Genomic DNA, 15704 nt, shown 5'->3' on the forward strand with positions numbered 1-15704 from the left:
AACAAGACGTCAAATCCCCCGCAAACAAGCGAACAACCGCCGCAACCCCGCCGCCGCAAGCTTTTGCTCATGACTGCGCAACAGGTCCACAAGGGGAGAAGGGGACGTTGGGGCTTGAACGTCAGTCGTTGCGCCTGAAATTGCGGATGCGGTCGAACAGCACGGCGAGCAGGATGGCGCCGCCGATGAACACGCCTTGCCAGAAGGCATTGATGCCGAGCAGGCCGAGGCTGTTGCGGATGACCTCGATCAGCGCCGCGCCAACGACTGCGCCGAAGGCTGTGCCCATGCCGCCGGCCAGGTTGGCGCCACCGATGACGGTGGCGGCGATCACCTGAAGCTCCATGCCGTTGCCGAGATTTGTGGTGACCGCGCCCAGCCAGCCGGTCTGGATGATGCCGGCAAGGCCCGCCGCCAGTGCCGAGATCATGTAGACGACAACCTTGATCTGGCGCACCGGAACGCCGGTCAGCGTCGCCGCATGCTCGTTGCCGCCGATGGCGAAGATGTGCCGGCCGAATTTCGTCCAGCGCAGCACGAAGCCGGTAATCATCGCCAGCACGATCATGTAGAGCACCGGATTGGCGATGCCGAACACCCAGGCGCCGCCGCCAAGCGCCAGCAGCTTGTCGTGGTCCGGCCCGAACTGGAAGACGACGGTGTTGTTGGAGGCGACCATGGCAAGGCTACGTGCGATCGAGAGCATGCCAAGCGTCACCACGAAGGGCGGAAAGCCGAGATAGGCGATCAGAACCCCGTTGAAGGCGCCGATGATCAGCGCCGTCGCGATCGCTGCGGCAATACCGGTCTCGATGCCGTAGCCGGCATGCATGGTCACGGCCAGCACCATCGAGCACAGGCAAAGCACCGAGCCGACCGACAGGTCGATACCGCCGGTGATGATGACGAAGGTCATGCCGAGCGCCACGATGGCGACGAAGGTGATGTTGCGGGTGATGTTGTAGAGGTTCTTGGTCGTGGCGAAGGAATCCGTGGCCACGGACAGGAACAGGCAGGCGAGGATGACCGCGATCACCACCCAGAAGGTCTGGCTGGCAAACACCTTGCTCAGCAAGGTGTGCTGCTTGTGCGCGATCGTCTGATCAAGGGTGACTGCCATTATCGACCTTTTTTACTCATGGTTGAGGCGTCAATCATACCTGTTCGATAGCGCCGGTGATGAGCCCGGTGACTTCTTCCGGCGAACTCGATGCGATCGTCTTGTCGGCGACCTTGCGGCCGCGCCGCATGACGATGACGCGGTCGGCGACGTCAAAGACGTCGGGCATGCGGTGGCTGATCAGCACGACGGCGATGCCTTGGTCGCGCAAATGGCGGATCAGGTTCAATACCTCGGCGACCTGGCGCACCGAGATCGCCGCCGTCGGCTCGTCCATCAGCACGATCTTGGCCTGCGAAAGCATGGTGCGGGCGATCGCCACCGCCTGCCGCTGGCCGCCCGACATCTGTTTGACCAGGTCGCGCGGGCGGGTTTCGGATTTCAGCTCGGCAAAAATCTGGCCGGCACGCTTGTACATTGCAGCATAGTCGAGAATGCGAAGCGGCCCGAGGCCGCGGCGCAATTCACGGCCGAGATAGACGTTGGCGGCGGCCGTCAGATTGTTGCACAGTGCCAGGTCCTGATGGACGATTTCGATGCCGTGCTGGCGCGCCTCGACCGGCTTGTGCAGGATCAGCTCCTTGCCGTCCATCTGCATCGTGCCATGGCTCGGCGGGAAATTGCCGGCGATCATCTTGACCAGCGTCGACTTGCCGGCGCCGTTGTCGCCCATCAGGCCGACAACCTGTCCGGCCTCGATCGACAACGAAACGTCGTTGACCGCCTGGATGGCGCCAAAATGCTTCGAGATGTTGGTGAGTTCGAGAACCGCCACCAGCCTTCTTGCCTCCCCGTGCTTTGCGGCCTGCGGTTCTGCCGCGGCCTTTCGCTCTCCCCAGTTCCTCCCGGGAGCAGCGATTTTGCCCATTTACGCATAAGCCTCCTTGGCGTCAACCACGGCTTCTTTCGAAAAATCAGTTTTGTAGGACAAATAGCATTGACGTCGGCGACAAGGCGATATTAGCTAAGTGTCGGAGGAGCTTGCGCCGATCTCCCGGGTTGCCGGAAGGAATCGGTGAGGGTTTGTCGGTCAGGGATCTGGTAACCAGCGATATCTGTCGGTGCCGGTCTGAGACTGAATATGAAAATGCTTATCGACCTGGCTTGGCGACACGAGTGCGACGTCCTCTGTCATCTTGCTCCGGGTCGATCTGTGTGTGGCGGGCACGCGGTGTCCGTTTGTTTCAAAAGGGAGGACTGACATGAGGAAATCACTATTGCTCGCTGCCGCCGCCATCATGGCGTTGGGTGCCGGGCCGGCTATGGCCAAGAAACAGCTCGTCATCGTCGTGAAGGGTCTCGACAATCCATTCTTCGAGGCCATCCACCAGGGTTGCGAGAAATGGAACAAGGAAAACGCCAGCTCGGAATATGAGTGCTTCTACACTGGACCGGCGTCGACCTCGGACGAGGCCGGTGAAGCCCAGATCGTCCAGGACATGCTGAGCAAGCCCGACACTGTGGCGATGGCGATTTCGCCATCGAACGCGCCGCTGATCGCGCAGACGATCAAAAGCGCCAATCCGTCGATCCCGATCATGACCCTCGACGCCGACCTCAGCAAGGAAGATGCGGCGCTGCGCAAGACCTACCTCGGCACCGACAACTACCTGATGGGTCACAAGATCGGCGAATACATCAAGAAGGCCAAGCCGAATGGCGGCAAGATCTGCACCATCGAAGGCAATCCGGCGGCCGACAACATCCTGCGCCGCGCGCAGGGCATGCGTGACGCGCTTTCGGGCAAGGACGGCCTCGCCGCGCTGGCAGGCGAAGGCGGCTGGACGGAAGTTGCCGGCTGCCCGGTGTTCACCAATGACGACGGCGCCAAGGGCGTGCAGGCGATGACCGACATCCTCGCTGCCAATCCCGATCTCGACGCCTTCGGCATCATGGGCGGCTGGCCGCTGTTCGGCGCTCCGCAGCCCTACCGCGACCTGTTCAAGCCGATGGCCGACAAGATCGCCAGCAACGCCTTCGTCATCGGCGCCGCCGACACGATCGGCGACGAGGTGGCGATTGCCCGTGACGGGCTGGTGACCGCGCTGGTTGGCCAGCGGCCGTTCGAGATGGGCTACAAGGCGCCCTCGGTGATGATCGACCTGGTCGAAGGCAAGCCGGTCGCCGATCCGGTGTTCACCGGCCTCGACGAATGCACCAAGGACACGGTCGACACCTGCATCCAGAAGTAGGTTCGCAGTTTCGGGGCGCCCTTCGACGGGCGCCCCGTCACAGACCGTCCATACAAACGCACGAGGCGACGCTGCTTTGGAGCGTAGGCCGCTGCTTTGTCGTGTCCTGAGTTCAGGCTTTCGACAAGCGGCTGCCGGGGAATACGAATGCCGGACGCGACATCAAAAAAGCGACCCGCCAAGTTGAAGGCAGAGGCTGAGCGGCCGGCCGGCGTTCGGCGTGCCGACGCCGCACACTTTCCCGGATCGAGCGTGCATGCCTCGCTCGCCAACGAAATCGGGCTGAGGATCGTGCGCGGCGATTATCCGCCGGGAACCATCCTGCCCAACGAAGCCAAATGGTCCGAGACCTTCGACGTCAGCCGCTCGGCGGTGCGCGAGGCCATCAAAATGCTGATGGCGAAGAGCCTGCTGTCGTCACGTCCCAAAATCGGCAGCTGGGTCGAGCCGAAGGAGCGCTGGAACCTGCTCGATCGCGACGTGCTGGCCTGGTACGCGACCTCGCCGGACCGCGAGGTGTTCCTCAGGACGGTGCAGGAATTCCGCCACATCATCGAGCCGGAGGCCAGCGCCTTTGCCGCCATGCGGCGCACCGACGAGCAGATGGCCGAGATCAGCCAGGCCTGCCGCGAGATGGGCGAGGCGACCAACCTGCAGGAGCGGACGCGCGCCGACACGCGGTTTCATCTCGCCATCCTGCGGGCCTCGGGCAACGATCTGCTGGTGCCGCTCGGCGTGCTGATCGAATCGGCGCTCGATCACCTCTTTGTTTTCGTCACACGCGAAACCAGCGACCAGCGTCGGGCACAGGCACTGCACGAAGCGATCGAGAAGAACATCCGCCTGCAGCGGCCGGCTGCAGCCCGTGCCGCTGTGCACAGGCTTCTCGCCAACACCGACGATGTTATCGGGCGGTCGCGGCGGTGATGGTTGCACCAGGGCTGGCATTGCTCCGAACGATTGCAAAACTCGGCATTCCTTCGCGCCCCTCTCTGTCCTGCCGGACATCTCCCCCACGAGAGGGGAGATTGGATGCCACTTCGGCTTTCGCTAATCATCAACGTTAGGCAATGAGGGCGGCGACCTCGGATGGGCCAGGGATTCGGACTTTTTTACCGCCGCAGCGTATTTTGTTCTTGCTTTGTGCCGGCAGCTATGCTACTAATTTGGCTATGGTGCTGATTGGCGCCGACGACCCGCCCACCGAGGCGGGTTTTTTGTTTCTGGCTTTGAAATTGCAGTGTTGCCGATCTGAGGTCTGAGGGACAGCACCCCCCTCTGCCCTGCCGGGCATCTCCCCCGCAAGGGGGGAGATTGGCAGCTTCGCCGACGGCGCTTATTCCTGTTTGAAGTGCTCGGTAGGGCGATGCCGGGCAGCACCAGCCTTGATCAAACACCAAGATTCGAGGCCTTCAGATCGTCTGCTTCTTGCCATCCCTGGTCGGCATCAGGTCGACGCCGTTGACCTTGCCGATATGCGTGGCCAGCATCGGCACATATTGGTCGGCGGGGCCGGCCGCGAAGGCGCCGGCGAAGGCGTTTTTGGTGGCGTTGCCGAGTGGGTTGGCGATGCCGGCAGCACCCGCCATCGATTCGAGATAGGTGAGATCCTTGAAGGCGTTGGCGATGCTGAATTTGTGCGCGTCGCGGTCGCCTTCCAGCGTCCAGCGCATGAAGGTCTGGTAGAAGCCGCAATCCATGCGGCCGTTGCGGATGACGCTGTCGAAACGCGGCGGCGAGATGCCGACCTTCTGCGCCAGCGCCAGCGCCTCGGAATAGATCGCGGCGTAGCCGAGCGAAATGAAGTTGTTGAGCAGCTTCATGCGGTGGCCGTCGCCGGTGTCGCCGATATGGACGATGCGCCCGGCCCAGGTTTCGAGCACCGGCCTCAGCCGGGCAAAGACCGCATCGGGCGCGCCGACCATGGCGTCTAGCGTGCCTTCCCAGGCCTCCTTCGGCGTGCGGCTGAGCGGGGCATCGACATAATCGACGCCTAGCCCCTTGAGTTCGGCGGCCAGCGCCACCGTCGAAACGGGATCAGAGGTCGAGCAGTCGACGACAACCGATCCCTGCTTCAGGCCTTCCTTGAGGCCGCCTGGGCCGCGGATGATGGCTTCGACCTCGCGCGAGCCGGTGACGCAGATGAAGACGATGTCGGAGGCCGCCGCGACGTCGTGCGAGGTCGCCGCTTCCCTGGCGCCGCGGCCGAGCAGGTCTTCCGCCGGTGCGCGGTTCTTGCGGCCGAGAAACGTCAGCGGATAGCCCTTGTCGACGATGTTCTTCGCGATCCCGTGTCCCATCAGGCCAAGCCCGATGAAGCCGATCTTTTCGCTCGCGGCGGTAGTGTTCATGTCGTTTCGTCCTATTTTGCAATGATGGATGACGGCGCTGCAGCTTGCCGGCGAATTGTTGAAGCGGGTTTTTGCCGCATGCCGTGGCAGGCGATTGCAGAGTTCGGTATTGTCTGACAATACACATGAATCTTAGGGAGAGCAAAATGACGAAGCGGATCATGTTCACCGGCGGCAGCGGCAAGGCCGGGCGCCACGTCGTGCAGTATCTGGTCGAGCAGGGCTGCCAGGTGCTCAACATCGACACCAAGCCGCTCGACAATCCCAAGGTGCGCACGCTGATCACCGACATCACCGACAGCGGGCAGGTGTTCAATGCGCTGTCGAGCTATATCGGCCTGCATGAATTCGATCCTTCGCTGCGTTCGCAGCCGGTCGATGCCGTGGTGCATTTCGCGGCGATCCCGCGCATCATGATCACGCCCGACAACGAGGTGTTCCGCATCAACGCGCTCGGCACCTACAATGTCATCGAGGCCGCAGTGAAGCTCGGTATCCGCAAGGTGGTGATCGCATCCAGCGAGACGACCTACGGCCTGGTCTTCGCCAACGAACCGCGCGATCCGACGCATTTTCCGCTCGACGAGGAGTACGACGTCGATCCGATGGACAGCTACGCGCTGTCCAAGGTCGTCAACGAGAAGACCGCGCGGGCGTTTGCACAACGCGATGGCTCCGACATCTATGCCTTGCGCATCGGCAACGTCATCGAGCCGCATGAATATTCGCTGTTTCCGAAATGGTTCGCCGATCCGGGTTTCCGCAAGCGCATTGCCTGGAGCTATATCGACGCGCGCGACCTCGGCCAGATCACGCTGCGCGCCATCGAAAAGGACGGGCTCGGCTATCAGGTGTTCAACGCCGCCAATGACGACACCTCGTCCGACCTGCCGACAGCCGAACTGCTGAAGCGGTTTTACCCCAATGTGCCGGTCAAGGGCGAACTTGGCGAATACGAGACGCTGCTCTCCAACCGCAAGGCGCGCAACATGCTCGGCTTCCGGCCGGAACACAGCTGGCGGAAATATGTCAAGACGAGCTGACGGAGGCAGCTGACGCGGAGCCGGCACTGGGCCAGCCCGCAATTGCTGGTCATGAGGCTGGGCTCAGGACCCGCTACGATCGATGCGCCCACACCCTACGTTTAGGCGTTCGCCGTCTGGTTCATCCAGACTATTTCCCAGACGTAGCCATCTGGGTCTTCAATGTGGCGGTTATACATGAAGCCAAGATCCTGCGCCGGGTTGGGATCGGCGCGACCGCCCGCCGCAACCGCGCTGGTCAGTGTTGCATCGACGGCGTCGCGGTTATCGACAGTGAGGACGATCATTGCCTGGCTGTCGCGCCGTGCGTCGCCGATTGGGCGTGTGGTGAATTCGCGGTAGTGGTCATGGGTCAGCAGCATCACCCCGATCGTGTCCGAGAACATGAGCGAGGTGGATTTTTCACCAGAAAACTGCGGGTTCACAGTGCCGCCTAGCGCCACGTAGAACGCCGTCGACGCCGACAGGTCACGGACAGGCAGGTTCACGAAAATCATTTTGGGCATCGATTTCTCCTTCTCCAGGGGCGCGCGCTGAGTTATTATCTCGCTGCGATGTAAGTAGATGCAATGTATCTTGATTGCAAGATACATTTTGCCAAGGGAACATTTGCCATGGATCGCGCCGAGGCCGCAGCTAAGGAGTGGGCCCGCGAGCGCCCCGATCTTCCGTTGCTGCCTGTTGAAACGGTAGGTCGTCTGCTTGATGCCGCCGCGCGGGTTATCCGCGATCACATGAACCCGTTGCTCAAAGACGCAGGGCTGAATGTAGGTGAGTTTGATGTGCTCACGCCGCTCAGGCGCGCCGGTGAACCCTATATGCTCTCACCCACTCAGCTCTACGAATCGGCAATGATCTCCTCGGGCGGCATGACGAGCCGCCTGGACCGGCTGGAGCGCGCCGGGCTGGTTGAACGACGCCCCGATCCCGACGACCGGCGCGGCAAGCAAATTGCGCTGACGACTGGCGGCAAGCGCGCGATCGACGATTTGATTGGTCCAATGGTGGCGCTGGAAGAGCAATTAATCTCCGTGCTGACGCCGGCGGAGCAGGAAACTCTTAATGCTCTACTTAAGAAATTGCTCACCGGCCTCTAAGCCGTAAACTCATAAATGCGGTGTGACCGTGATGGGTGGGAAGCAGAGTAAAGGGGTTGGCTTAGCCCTTCACGCCCCATTTTAGTTGGCTGGCATCGACGACGTCTGATCCCATATGCTCAACGAAAAAGTCTCGTATCCTCTGGCGATGCCGATCCCACCTGGGAGACATTCGTTCACTTTCATTCTCATATTCAGCTAGAAATACCCATTCCACGAATTGATCCGCTGTAACATCACCGGCTTGAGGAATAAAATCGGTGACATGCATGAACTTGTCGCCGTGCCTTCCTCCACAATAGCCATGACCAACACAGACCGCGTGCATGAGCGAGTCGAATCTATTCTTTGCTTTCATGGAACATGCGCGATGGTGAAGCGGGATGCCTACGCGCGCGGCGGCAACATATCCTTGTTGGGCGTAGGTCCGCAATGGGGTCGTTTTCCGACCGGGACTTTCATATTGCGGAGGAATCTGATTCAGGCTCAGCATGAGCCGATATGATCTGACCGACATCGGATGGCCCGTGATCGAGCCGCTGTTGCCCAACAAGCCGCGAGGGGTGCCGCGCGTCGATGATCGGCGGGTGCTAAACGACATGAGTCTACGTCCTAGGTCGTAGTCCACGTCAGCAGTCGCCTCTGCCTCTGCATCAACGAGTCCTGAACCCTACTTGTCTTTCCAGAATTCGGCCTGGAGTTGCGCCGCTTCATCGGCAAGCAGCGGACCGACGACTTCAGTCGGACGCTGCCCAGCTTCGAAGACGATCCTGCAGGGCAGGTCGAGTGTAGGATTCTCGACATGTGCACCCGTCGATGCCTTGAGGTCATGTTCGCTCTGGCCAAAGACGACCCGTCCGATGCCCGCCCAATAGATTGTGCCGGAGCACATCGCGCAAGGTTCGGCCGAAGTGTAGAGTGTGCAGGAGGCCAGCTTTTCGAGACTGAAATTCATCCCCGCCCATGAGGCCAGCAGCCTTTCGGCATGAGCGGTGCGGTCGCCCCCGCCGGCTTTGTAAGCGTTGGGCTGCTCGCGCAAAACATTGCCGTCCTTGTCAGCGAGGAGCGAACCAAAGGGATGTTCGCCGGCATCGCGGGCCTTGCGCGCGACTTCGAACGCCTGACGGAGCAGGCGCTCATCATAGGGGCGTTGTGGCATCGGCGGATCCTCCGGCTATGCCGCTGGACCATAGTGCCGAACAATCCGCCGACACAAGTCGGCGGCCTAAAACGCGTCGCGTTCGACCGGCCTCATGCTACGCGCTTCAGGTTCTTGTTTTGATGCATGTCGTATCGCAAACCCGCTGCACACTTTTGAGCGACATGCATCAGGACTCGTTGCGATTGGGCCGTTGAGCCAGCCAGATGCTGCCGATGACGAAAATGACGCCGGCGATCTGAGGCAAGGTCAGCGTCTGATCCAGGAATACCCATCCAAGCAGCACGGCGGTCACCGGGCTGAGGAAAAGCAGCGACGACACCACTGCAGATTCCAGTCGCGCAATGCCCCGGAACCAGAGGACATAGGTCAACGCCGCGCCGATCAGGCCGAGCCACGCCAGTCCAAGCAGGTTGGCCCCGGTCGGGATTGGGATGGACGGTTCGAAAAGCAGCGCCACCGGAACGAGAAGCAGGCCACCGGCGGTCAGTTGCCATGCCGTAAAGGTAAGCAGCGATACTGGCGGTTGCCACTTACGGGCCAATACGCTTCCGAAGGCCATGGAGGCCGCCCCGGCGAGGCCGGCGGCAACGCCGACCGCATCGAGCGTCGCGTTCGGGGTCAGCACCAGCAATGCAACACCGGCGATCCCGACAAGGGCAGCGACGATCGCTAACGGTCGGACAGCGCTGGCAAGCAGGGCAGCGGCAAGGAAAATCACGATCAACGGCTGGACCGACAGCACCGTCGCGGCGACCCCGCCCGGAAGCCGGTAGGCGGCGACAAACAACATGCTCAGGAAGATCGAGATGTTGAGGGCTCCGAGGACGAAACTGCGCAGCCACCAGATGCCCGTTGGCAGTTGCCGGACGATCGCCAGCAGCAGCAATCCGGCGGGCAAGGCACGCAGCATTGCGACCGTCATCGGCGAAAAGTTGGGCAGGAACTGGGTGGTGACGATATAGGTGCTGCCCCATATCGCGGGTGCAATGGCTGTCAGCAACAGATCGAAACGGCGCGTTTTCATAAGATTTCCAGTACTTCGGCAAGAGGGCGGCGCGGCTTTTGCGGCCAGTTGCCGGGCGCGGCGCGGCCGACCGCGATGAGCATCACCGGCACTTCATTCAGTCCAAGGCCAAACTCGCGGGCCACGCCTTCGGCATCGAAGCCTCCCATCGGACCAGCGACGAGCCCCAGCGCTTCGGCTGCAAAAATCAGCGTTGCAGCGCCAAGCGTTGCCGAGCGCACCGCTTCGTCGCGGGCTGCCCGAGGATCGGCATATTGTGCGCGGGCGCCTTCCTGCCAGCCCGAAGCCATATCCGCCGGCATGAAGCCGGCTTGCACGAAAGGATGCAGCCTTGCTGTGAGGGCAGCGTGGTCGGGCAATACGCCGCAGACGATGAAGGTGACCGCTGCTTCCTGCACCTTGGCCTGGCCATGGGCCACGCTGCGCAACCGCGCCTTTGCTTCCGGCGTCCGCACGGCGATGAACCGCCAGTTCTGAAGGTTGTAGGCGGTTGGCGCGCGGGTTGCGAGACGTGCCAGTTCCTCGACCTCGGCATCCGTCAATGCGTACGAGGCATCGAACCGATTGGCCGACATGCGTCGCTCGATAAGGGAGATTGTGGGGTTGGTCATCATATCATTCCGAAATTGAGAAAGTTGTTCGGGAAGCAGATATGGAATTTACCAACAGACGATAATATGTGACAATTGAAAGACATTGTTTACTGGGAGAGAATGGTGCAGTGGATCGCCTGACTGCGTTGCAGGTTTTCCGTCATGTGGCGGAACTGAACAGCTTTGCCGAAGCCGGACGGCGGCTCGGTCTCTCGCCTCCCGCGATCAGCAAGAACATCGCCGAGCTGGAGGCGCATCTGGGGGTGCGGCTCATCAACCGGACGACGCGGCGGATGGCCCTGACCGAAGAAGGCAGGATCTATCTGGAGCATGTCACGCAGGGGCTCGATGCGCTGGCCAGGGCCGACCAGGTCCTCGGCCCGATCAAGACGGCGCCGAGCGGCACGTTGCGGGTCAGCGCGCCGATGACTGTCACGTTGACGCGGCTTTCGGCTGCCATTCCCGCGTTTCTATCGCGCTATCCCGATTTGAAACTCGACCTGCATCTTGATGACAGGCGCGTCGATATCGTGCGGGAGGGATTTGACCTTGCCATTCGCGGCAGCGACAATCTCGAGGATTCCAGCCTGGTCGCCAGAAAGCTTGCGGTCATGCCGCACGTGCTTTGTGCAGCTCCTGCCTACTTCGAGCAGCACGGCCGGCCTCAAACGCCTGCCGATTTGAAGGCGGCCAACTGCATCCGGTTCAGCCTCTCGGGGCATGCGGACATATGGGAATTCCGCAAGGACGGCCGCAGCGAGCGGATCGCCATCGACGGACGATATTCGGTCTCCTCGAGCCTTGCCGTGCGCGATGCGCTGCGCGCCGGCTTCGGCGTCAGCCTGATCCCCTATCCCTATGTCGAAAGCGACCTGAAAGCAGGCCGGCTGCAATCGGCTCTGGATGACTGGGACAAGGTCGAAACCACACTCTACGCGGTCTATCCGGCACGGCAGCATCTTGCCCCGAAAATCCGCGTCTTCCTTGATTTCCTGATCGAGGAATTCAGTCGGGACAAAGAGAAGCCGTTCGTGCCTCCGCGGCGTGAACGCCCGGCAAAGCGCGGTGTCGGCGAGGCGACGGATACGGAAAATCAAACCGAGATATTGCCGTCGATTTCATCTCCTTGACACGCCTCCAAATCCGGACTTTGTGGGGCCATGCAGGACGCGAAGCCGAATAAGGGAAAGACAGCGGCCGAGGCGTTCGCCGAACGCACGAGCGGTATTCGCCGCGCCGATGCGGCGCGCATGCCGGGGTCGAGCGTGCATGCGTCGCTGGCCAACGAAATCGGGCTGAGGATCGTGCGCGGCGACTATCCGCCGGGAACCATCCTGCCCAACGAAGCCAAATGGTCCGAGACCTTCGACGTCAGCCGCTCGGCGGTGCGCGAAGCCATCAAGATGCTGATGGCGAAGAGCCTTTTGTCGTCACGTCCCAAAATCGGCAGCTGGGTCGAGCCGAAGGAGCGCTGGAACCTGCTCGATCGCGATGTGCTGGCCTGGTACGCGACCTCGCCGGACCGCGAGGTGTTCCTCAGGACGGTGCAGGAATTCCGCCACATCATCGAGCCGGAGGCCAGCGCCTTTGCCGCGATGCGGCGCACCGACGAGCAGATGGCCGAGATCAGCCAGGCCTGTCGCGAAATGGGCGAAGCGACCAACCTGCAGGAGCGGACGCGCGCCGACACGCGGTTTCATCTCGCCATCCTGCGCGCCTCGGGCAACGATCTGCTGGTGCCGCTCGGCGTGCTGATCGAATCGGCGTTCGATCATCTGTTCGCTTTTACGACCCGGGAACTCGACGATTTGCAGCATGCGCAGAGGCTGCATGAGGCAATCGAGAAGAGCATCCGCCTGCAGCGGCCGGACGCGGCACGCAATGCAGTGCGCAAGCTGCTGGCCAATACCGACGGCGTCATCAAGTCCAGGTAGCCGCCGTTCGGCTCCCGGTTTGAGTGCTCAGTCGAACGGTCCGGTCGCGAGATGCCGCCGGGTCAGCCCGAGCAGCAAGGCCTGATCGCGGGCGGCGTGTTCGGGCGGATTGACGACGGGGTCGCCATTGACGATCGCCGCCCAGAAGCCACGCATCTCCTCGACGAAGGCTTCCGCGTAGCCGGCGCGCAAATCTTTCTTCGACAGCGTGTGACCGTGCGAGGTCGTCACCGTCAGCCGGGTCGGATGATGGTTGAGCCAGGGCGAGGGGAATTCGAGCTCCAGGCTGGCATCGTCGAAGAACAGCGTGATCCGCTCCTTGTAGTCGGCGAGCTTAGGTACGGTAAGATGGGTCATGGTCCACAGCGCCTGTCCGTCCAGCAGCTTGACGGCGCCCTGGCCGCCGTCGCCATTGGCAAAGATCTGCGCGCCGACGATCTCGCCGTCCGGCACGCCGAGCGCATCGAGCAGGCCGTGAACGGCATTGACATCGTGAATCAAGGCCGAGCTGTAAGCGCCGGTAAATCCACGGAAAGCGAGATCAGTGAAAGGCACGCCAATGGCTTGTTCGACCTGGCGCTTCTGCTTGGCGGCGACAGCGGCGACCATGTCCTTCGGGATATCGGTGCCGCGCCTGTAGGGCAGGTGGGCGATGAACGGCCAGGCGTCGGGATCGTTCACTTCCACCGAGACCGAGCGCAGCGTGCTCGATGTCCCCGGCAGCGAAGCGAGCGCCAGCCGGTAGCTCGGATCGAAGCGCTTCATGTAGCCGACTTGCATGATTTTCCTGGCGGCATCGCGCGCGGCGACGATCTCGGCGATTTCCGCCAGGGAATAGCAGAGCGGCTTTTCGCAAAAGACATGCAGGCCGCGCGCCAGCGCCGCCAGCACCTGTTCGTGATGCAATGGGTCCGGCGAGCCGATCACTACCGCGTCGAGGCGCTGGTCGAAGAGCTGGTCGATCGTTTCGAAATTGGCGATGCCATGGGTGTCAGTGACGAACTGCCGTGAAATCCTGGAGGGGTCGGCGACGCCGACCAGCTCGAACAATTCACCGAGGCGCAGCAGATTGGGAATATGCTCGACCTGCGAGATCATGCCGGCGCCGACGACCCCGACGCGTAACCTGCTCATGCCATCATCCCCGCGATGTCCGATTGTCAGCTCAAGCCGCCGCAGGCGCCCGGTTGCCGATCTGGGCGAGCAGGCCGGCAATCTCCGCCTCGACCGCCTTCAGATCCTCGCCACCCGACATGATCGAGATGACCTCGTCGCGCGAGATGTCCGATTTGGCGTAGGTACCGCGATTGCGGCCGCGGTTGAGCAGCGTGAAGGTGTCGCCGACCGGATAGGCATGGTGGATGTTGTGGCTGATGAAGATCACGGCCAGGCCCCGCATGCGTGCTTCGATGATGAACTTCAGCACCATCGCCGCCTGGTGGACGCCGAGTGCCGAGGTCGGCTCGTCAAGGATCAGCACGCGCGCGCCAAAATGCACGGCGCGGGCGATCGCCACCGACTGGCGCTCGCCGCCCGACAGCGTGCCGACGGCTTGCGTCGGGTCGCGCACATCGATGCCGATATCGGCCATTGCCTGCCTGGCGATAGTGTTGGCGCGCTCCTTGTCGATGCGCGAGAAGGGCAGGCTGCTTTTGGTCGGTTCGCGGCCGAGGAAGAAGTTGCGGGTGATCGACATCAGCGAGATCATGCCGAGGTCCTGGAACACCGTTGCCACGCCGAGCTCCTGCGCGTCGCGCGGGCTGCGGAAGGTGACCGTCTTGCCGTCGACCAGGATTTCGCCTTTGCTCGGCCGGTAGACGCCGGACAGAACCTTGATCAGCGTCGACTTGCCGGCGCCGTTGTCGCCGAGCAGGCAGTGGACCTCGCCCGGATAGACCTTGATGTCGATGTCCTGGAGCGCGCGCACCGAGCCGAAATTGACGCTGACGCCGCGCAGTTCCATTGCGGGTTCGGTCATTTGGGCCGGTTCGCTCATTTGGGCCCGCTCGGTCATTTGCCACCTCCGCGGCCGAGCGCCTTCAGCCTGATGTAGTTGTTGACCAGCACGGCCATCAGGATGACGATGCCGAGGAAGACCTTGAACCAGTCGGTGTCGATGCCGGTGTAGAAGATGCCCATCTGCACCAGCCCGAAGATCAGCGCGCCGAACAGCACACCATAGACTGTGCCGTAGCCGCCGGTGAGCAGCACGCCGCCGATGACGGCGGCGATGATCGCCTCGAACTCCTTGAGCAGGCCGCGCGTGGTGTCGGCGGAGCCCGCCTCCATCACCTGGATGGTGGCAAGCAGCGTCGCCGCGCAAGCGGTGTAGACGAACAGGCTGATCTTGACGCGATCGACCGGCACGCCGACGTTGCGAGCTGCGATCAGGTCGCCACCGGTGGCGAAGATCCAGTTGCCGTATTTCGTCTGGGTGAGCACGTAGCCGGCCAGCGCCGTCAGGCCAAGCCACCAGACGATCGACATCGGAATGCCGGCGACGAAGGGAATGCCGTCGCTGCGGGTGCCGATCCAGCCTTGCGCGCCCATCCAGTGGAACAGGCCGGTGAGCAGATGGCCGTTGAAAATGCCGGCCGTCGCCGGGTCCGGTACGCCTTCGAGGATGTAGGGAATTTGGGTGCGGCCGGTGACGGCGCGGGTGATGCCGATCGACAGTCCGCGCAGGATATAGAGCGTGGCGAGCGTGACGATGAAGGAGGGCAGGCGCGTCTTCACCACGATCAGGCCGTTGAGATAGCCGGTGAGGATGGCAACGGCGAAGGCGCAGGCGATACCGCCCCATAGCGGCAGGCCCCAGTACTTCACAGTCAGCCCGATGACGACACCGGCAAAGCCGACCATGGAGCCAACCGAAAGGTCGAACTCGCCGGCGATGATGAGAAGTGCTGCTGCCGTGGCGACGATGCCGAGCTCCGCCGACAGCGTCAGGAAGGTCATCGACCCCTGCAGCGAATAGAGGTTCGCTGCGCCCGGCAGCAGCGCAAAGATGATGATCGTCGCAAGCAGCCCGCCGGCAGCACCGGCTTCCGGCCGGCGCAGCCACTGGGTCAGCTTGCCGGTGCTGGCCAGCCGCTCGTCGGCGCCGGCGGCCCGCTTCGACGTCATGCCGAAGCGGTCGGTCGCCTTCAGTTCGCCCGGAGGTATCGCCTTGTCTTCCACGACCGCCA

Annotated in this window: 17 protein-coding genes and 1 pseudogene; 7 read left to right on the forward strand and 11 right to left on the reverse strand. The window is 62.3% G+C overall.

The window, feature by feature from the left end; translation table 11 throughout:
• Nucleotides 1-121: 121 nt before the first annotated feature.
• Together NKI22_RS13235 and NKI22_RS13240 are read right to left on the reverse strand one after the other, a co-directional pair.
• Nucleotides 122-1120: an ABC transporter permease gene (locus NKI22_RS13235; RefSeq protein ID WP_023721258.1), complete on the reverse strand. Its 999-nt coding sequence runs from the start codon at nucleotides 1118-1120 to the stop codon at nucleotides 122-124.
• Between the two features lie 34 nt (nucleotides 1121-1154).
• Nucleotides 1155-1895, reverse strand: a complete 741-nt coding sequence (locus NKI22_RS13240; protein WP_023675804.1) for an ATP-binding cassette domain-containing protein — start codon at nucleotides 1893-1895, stop codon at nucleotides 1155-1157.
• Nucleotides 1896-2322: 427 nt separating this feature from the next.
• Between NKI22_RS13240 and NKI22_RS13245 the strand changes: the two genes are divergently transcribed.
• Complete coding sequence (locus NKI22_RS13245) at nucleotides 2323-3312, forward strand: sugar-binding protein (RefSeq protein WP_352481576.1); 990 nt, start codon at nucleotides 2323-2325, stop codon at nucleotides 3310-3312.
• Nucleotides 3313-3459: 147 nt separating this feature from the next.
• Nucleotides 3460-4239, forward strand: coding sequence for a FadR/GntR family transcriptional regulator (locus tag NKI22_RS13250; RefSeq protein WP_352851107.1), 780 nt, complete (start codon nucleotides 3460-3462; stop codon nucleotides 4237-4239).
• Between the two features lie 485 nt (nucleotides 4240-4724).
• Here the strand turns inward: NKI22_RS13250 and NKI22_RS13255 are convergent, their stop codons facing one another.
• Nucleotides 4725-5663: an NAD(P)-dependent oxidoreductase gene (locus NKI22_RS13255; protein ID WP_352851105.1), complete on the reverse strand. Its 939-nt coding sequence runs from the start codon at nucleotides 5661-5663 to the stop codon at nucleotides 4725-4727.
• A gap of 146 nt (nucleotides 5664-5809) precedes the next feature.
• Here NKI22_RS13255 and NKI22_RS13260 point away from each other — a divergent pair, with 146 nt between their 5' ends.
• Entirely contained in the window at nucleotides 5810-6706 is an 897-nt protein-coding gene (locus NKI22_RS13260; RefSeq protein ID WP_352851103.1) for an NAD-dependent epimerase/dehydratase family protein, read from the forward strand.
• Nucleotides 6707-6807: 101 nt separating this feature from the next.
• Here the strand turns inward: NKI22_RS13260 and NKI22_RS13265 are convergent, their stop codons facing one another.
• On the reverse strand, nucleotides 6808-7212 hold the full coding sequence (locus tag NKI22_RS13265) for a VOC family protein (protein ID WP_352815684.1): 405 nt from the start codon (nucleotides 7210-7212) through the stop codon (nucleotides 6808-6810).
• A gap of 108 nt (nucleotides 7213-7320) precedes the next feature.
• Here NKI22_RS13265 and NKI22_RS13270 point away from each other — a divergent pair, with 108 nt between their 5' ends.
• Nucleotides 7321-7803 carry a MarR family winged helix-turn-helix transcriptional regulator gene (locus tag NKI22_RS13270; protein ID WP_352815686.1) on the forward strand — a complete coding sequence of 161 codons (483 nt, stop codon included), beginning with the start codon at nucleotides 7321-7323 and terminating at the stop codon, nucleotides 7801-7803.
• A gap of 61 nt (nucleotides 7804-7864) precedes the next feature.
• Here the strand turns inward: NKI22_RS13270 and NKI22_RS13275 are convergent, their stop codons facing one another.
• A complete protein-coding gene (locus NKI22_RS13275) occupies nucleotides 7865-8236 on the reverse strand; it encodes a hypothetical protein (protein ID WP_352815688.1) in 372 nt (123 codons plus the stop codon).
• A 58-nt stretch (nucleotides 8237-8294) separates the two neighbouring features.
• On the opposite strand from NKI22_RS13275, the pseudogene NKI22_RS13280 reads away from it, so the two are divergent.
• Nucleotides 8295-8399 (forward strand): annotated as a pseudogene (locus tag NKI22_RS13280) (IS5/IS1182 family transposase); the annotation flags it as partial.
• A gap of 74 nt (nucleotides 8400-8473) precedes the next feature.
• Here the strand turns inward: NKI22_RS13280 and NKI22_RS13285 are convergent.
• The 3 genes from NKI22_RS13285 to NKI22_RS13295 form a co-directional block, all read right to left on the reverse strand.
• Nucleotides 8474-8962: a nucleoside deaminase gene (locus tag NKI22_RS13285; protein WP_023721251.1), complete on the reverse strand. Its 489-nt coding sequence runs from the start codon at nucleotides 8960-8962 to the stop codon at nucleotides 8474-8476.
• Between the two features lie 169 nt (nucleotides 8963-9131).
• On the reverse strand, nucleotides 9132-9989 hold the full coding sequence (locus tag NKI22_RS13290; protein ID WP_352815689.1) for an EamA family transporter: 858 nt from the start codon (nucleotides 9987-9989) through the stop codon (nucleotides 9132-9134).
• Complete coding sequence (locus tag NKI22_RS13295; protein ID WP_352788592.1) at nucleotides 9986-10600, reverse strand: nitroreductase family protein; 615 nt, start codon at nucleotides 10598-10600, stop codon at nucleotides 9986-9988. The genes NKI22_RS13290 and NKI22_RS13295 overlap by 4 nt, the downstream gene beginning before the upstream one ends.
• A 110-nt stretch (nucleotides 10601-10710) precedes the next feature.
• Here NKI22_RS13295 and NKI22_RS13300 point away from each other — a divergent pair, with 110 nt between their 5' ends.
• Nucleotides 10711-11712 (forward strand): LysR family transcriptional regulator, encoded by a 1002-nt coding sequence (locus tag NKI22_RS13300; protein ID WP_352481571.1) that lies wholly within the window; start codon nucleotides 10711-10713, stop codon nucleotides 11710-11712.
• A 30-nt stretch (nucleotides 11713-11742) separates the two neighbouring features.
• The gene (locus tag NKI22_RS13305; RefSeq protein ID WP_023721247.1) at nucleotides 11743-12516 is read left to right on the forward strand and encodes a FadR/GntR family transcriptional regulator; all 774 of its coding nucleotides are present in this window, start codon (nucleotides 11743-11745) and stop codon (nucleotides 12514-12516) included.
• Nucleotides 12517-12543: 27 nt separating this feature from the next.
• Here the strand turns inward: NKI22_RS13305 and NKI22_RS13310 are convergent, their stop codons facing one another.
• Genes NKI22_RS13310 through NKI22_RS13320 form a run of 3 tightly spaced genes read right to left on the reverse strand, consistent with a single transcriptional unit; the run spans nucleotide 12544 to nucleotide 15642 of the window.
• Entirely contained in the window at nucleotides 12544-13650 is a 1107-nt protein-coding gene (locus NKI22_RS13310) for a Gfo/Idh/MocA family protein (RefSeq protein ID WP_352641203.1), read from the reverse strand.
• Between the two features lie 31 nt (nucleotides 13651-13681).
• Nucleotides 13682-14494 carry an ATP-binding cassette domain-containing protein gene (locus NKI22_RS13315; protein WP_352815692.1) on the reverse strand — a complete coding sequence of 271 codons (813 nt, stop codon included), beginning with the start codon at nucleotides 14492-14494 and terminating at the stop codon, nucleotides 13682-13684.
• 32 nt (nucleotides 14495-14526) lie between these two features.
• Nucleotides 14527-15642, reverse strand: a complete 1116-nt coding sequence (locus NKI22_RS13320) for an ABC transporter permease (protein ID WP_352547088.1) — start codon at nucleotides 15640-15642, stop codon at nucleotides 14527-14529.
• Nucleotides 15643-15704 lie beyond the last annotated feature (62 nt).

The sequence above is a fragment of the Mesorhizobium sp. M0778 genome (assembly GCF_040320105.1).
Lineage (GTDB): Bacteria > Pseudomonadota > Alphaproteobacteria > Rhizobiales > Rhizobiaceae > Mesorhizobium.

Bases quoted from the DNA above. Each gene is read 5' to 3' on its own strand.
- NKI22_RS13235 (WP_023721258.1), bottom strand. From the start codon at position 1,120: ATGGCAGTCACCCTTGATCAGACGATCGCGCACAAGCAGCACACCTTG.
- NKI22_RS13245 (WP_352481576.1), top strand. From the start codon at position 2,323: ATGAGGAAATCACTATTGCTCGCTGCCGCCGCCATCATGGCGTTGGGT.
- NKI22_RS13250 (WP_352851107.1), top strand. From the start codon at position 3,460: ATGCCGGACGCGACATCAAAAAAGCGACCCGCCAAGTTGAAGGCAGAG.
- NKI22_RS13255 (WP_352851105.1), bottom strand. From the start codon at position 5,663: ATGAACACTACCGCCGCGAGCGAAAAGATCGGCTTCATCGGGCTTGGC.
- NKI22_RS13260 (WP_352851103.1), top strand. From the start codon at position 5,810: ATGACGAAGCGGATCATGTTCACCGGCGGCAGCGGCAAGGCCGGGCGC.
- NKI22_RS13265 (WP_352815684.1), bottom strand. From the start codon at position 7,212: ATGCCCAAAATGATTTTCGTGAACCTGCCTGTCCGTGACCTGTCGGCG.
- NKI22_RS13270 (WP_352815686.1), top strand. From the start codon at position 7,321: ATGGATCGCGCCGAGGCCGCAGCTAAGGAGTGGGCCCGCGAGCGCCCC.
- NKI22_RS13285 (WP_023721251.1), bottom strand. From the start codon at position 8,962: ATGCCACAACGCCCCTATGATGAGCGCCTGCTCCGTCAGGCGTTCGAA.
- NKI22_RS13290 (WP_352815689.1), bottom strand. From the start codon at position 9,989: ATGAAAACGCGCCGTTTCGATCTGTTGCTGACAGCCATTGCACCCGCG.
- NKI22_RS13295 (WP_352788592.1), bottom strand. From the start codon at position 10,600: ATGACCAACCCCACAATCTCCCTTATCGAGCGACGCATGTCGGCCAAT.
- NKI22_RS13305 (WP_023721247.1), top strand. From the start codon at position 11,743: ATGCAGGACGCGAAGCCGAATAAGGGAAAGACAGCGGCCGAGGCGTTC.
- NKI22_RS13310 (WP_352641203.1), bottom strand. From the start codon at position 13,650: ATGAGCAGGTTACGCGTCGGGGTCGTCGGCGCCGGCATGATCTCGCAG.
- NKI22_RS13315 (WP_352815692.1), bottom strand. From the start codon at position 14,494: ATGACCGAACCCGCAATGGAACTGCGCGGCGTCAGCGTCAATTTCGGC.
- NKI22_RS13320 (WP_352547088.1), bottom strand. From the start codon at position 15,642: ATGACGTCGAAGCGGGCCGCCGGCGCCGACGAGCGGCTGGCCAGCACC.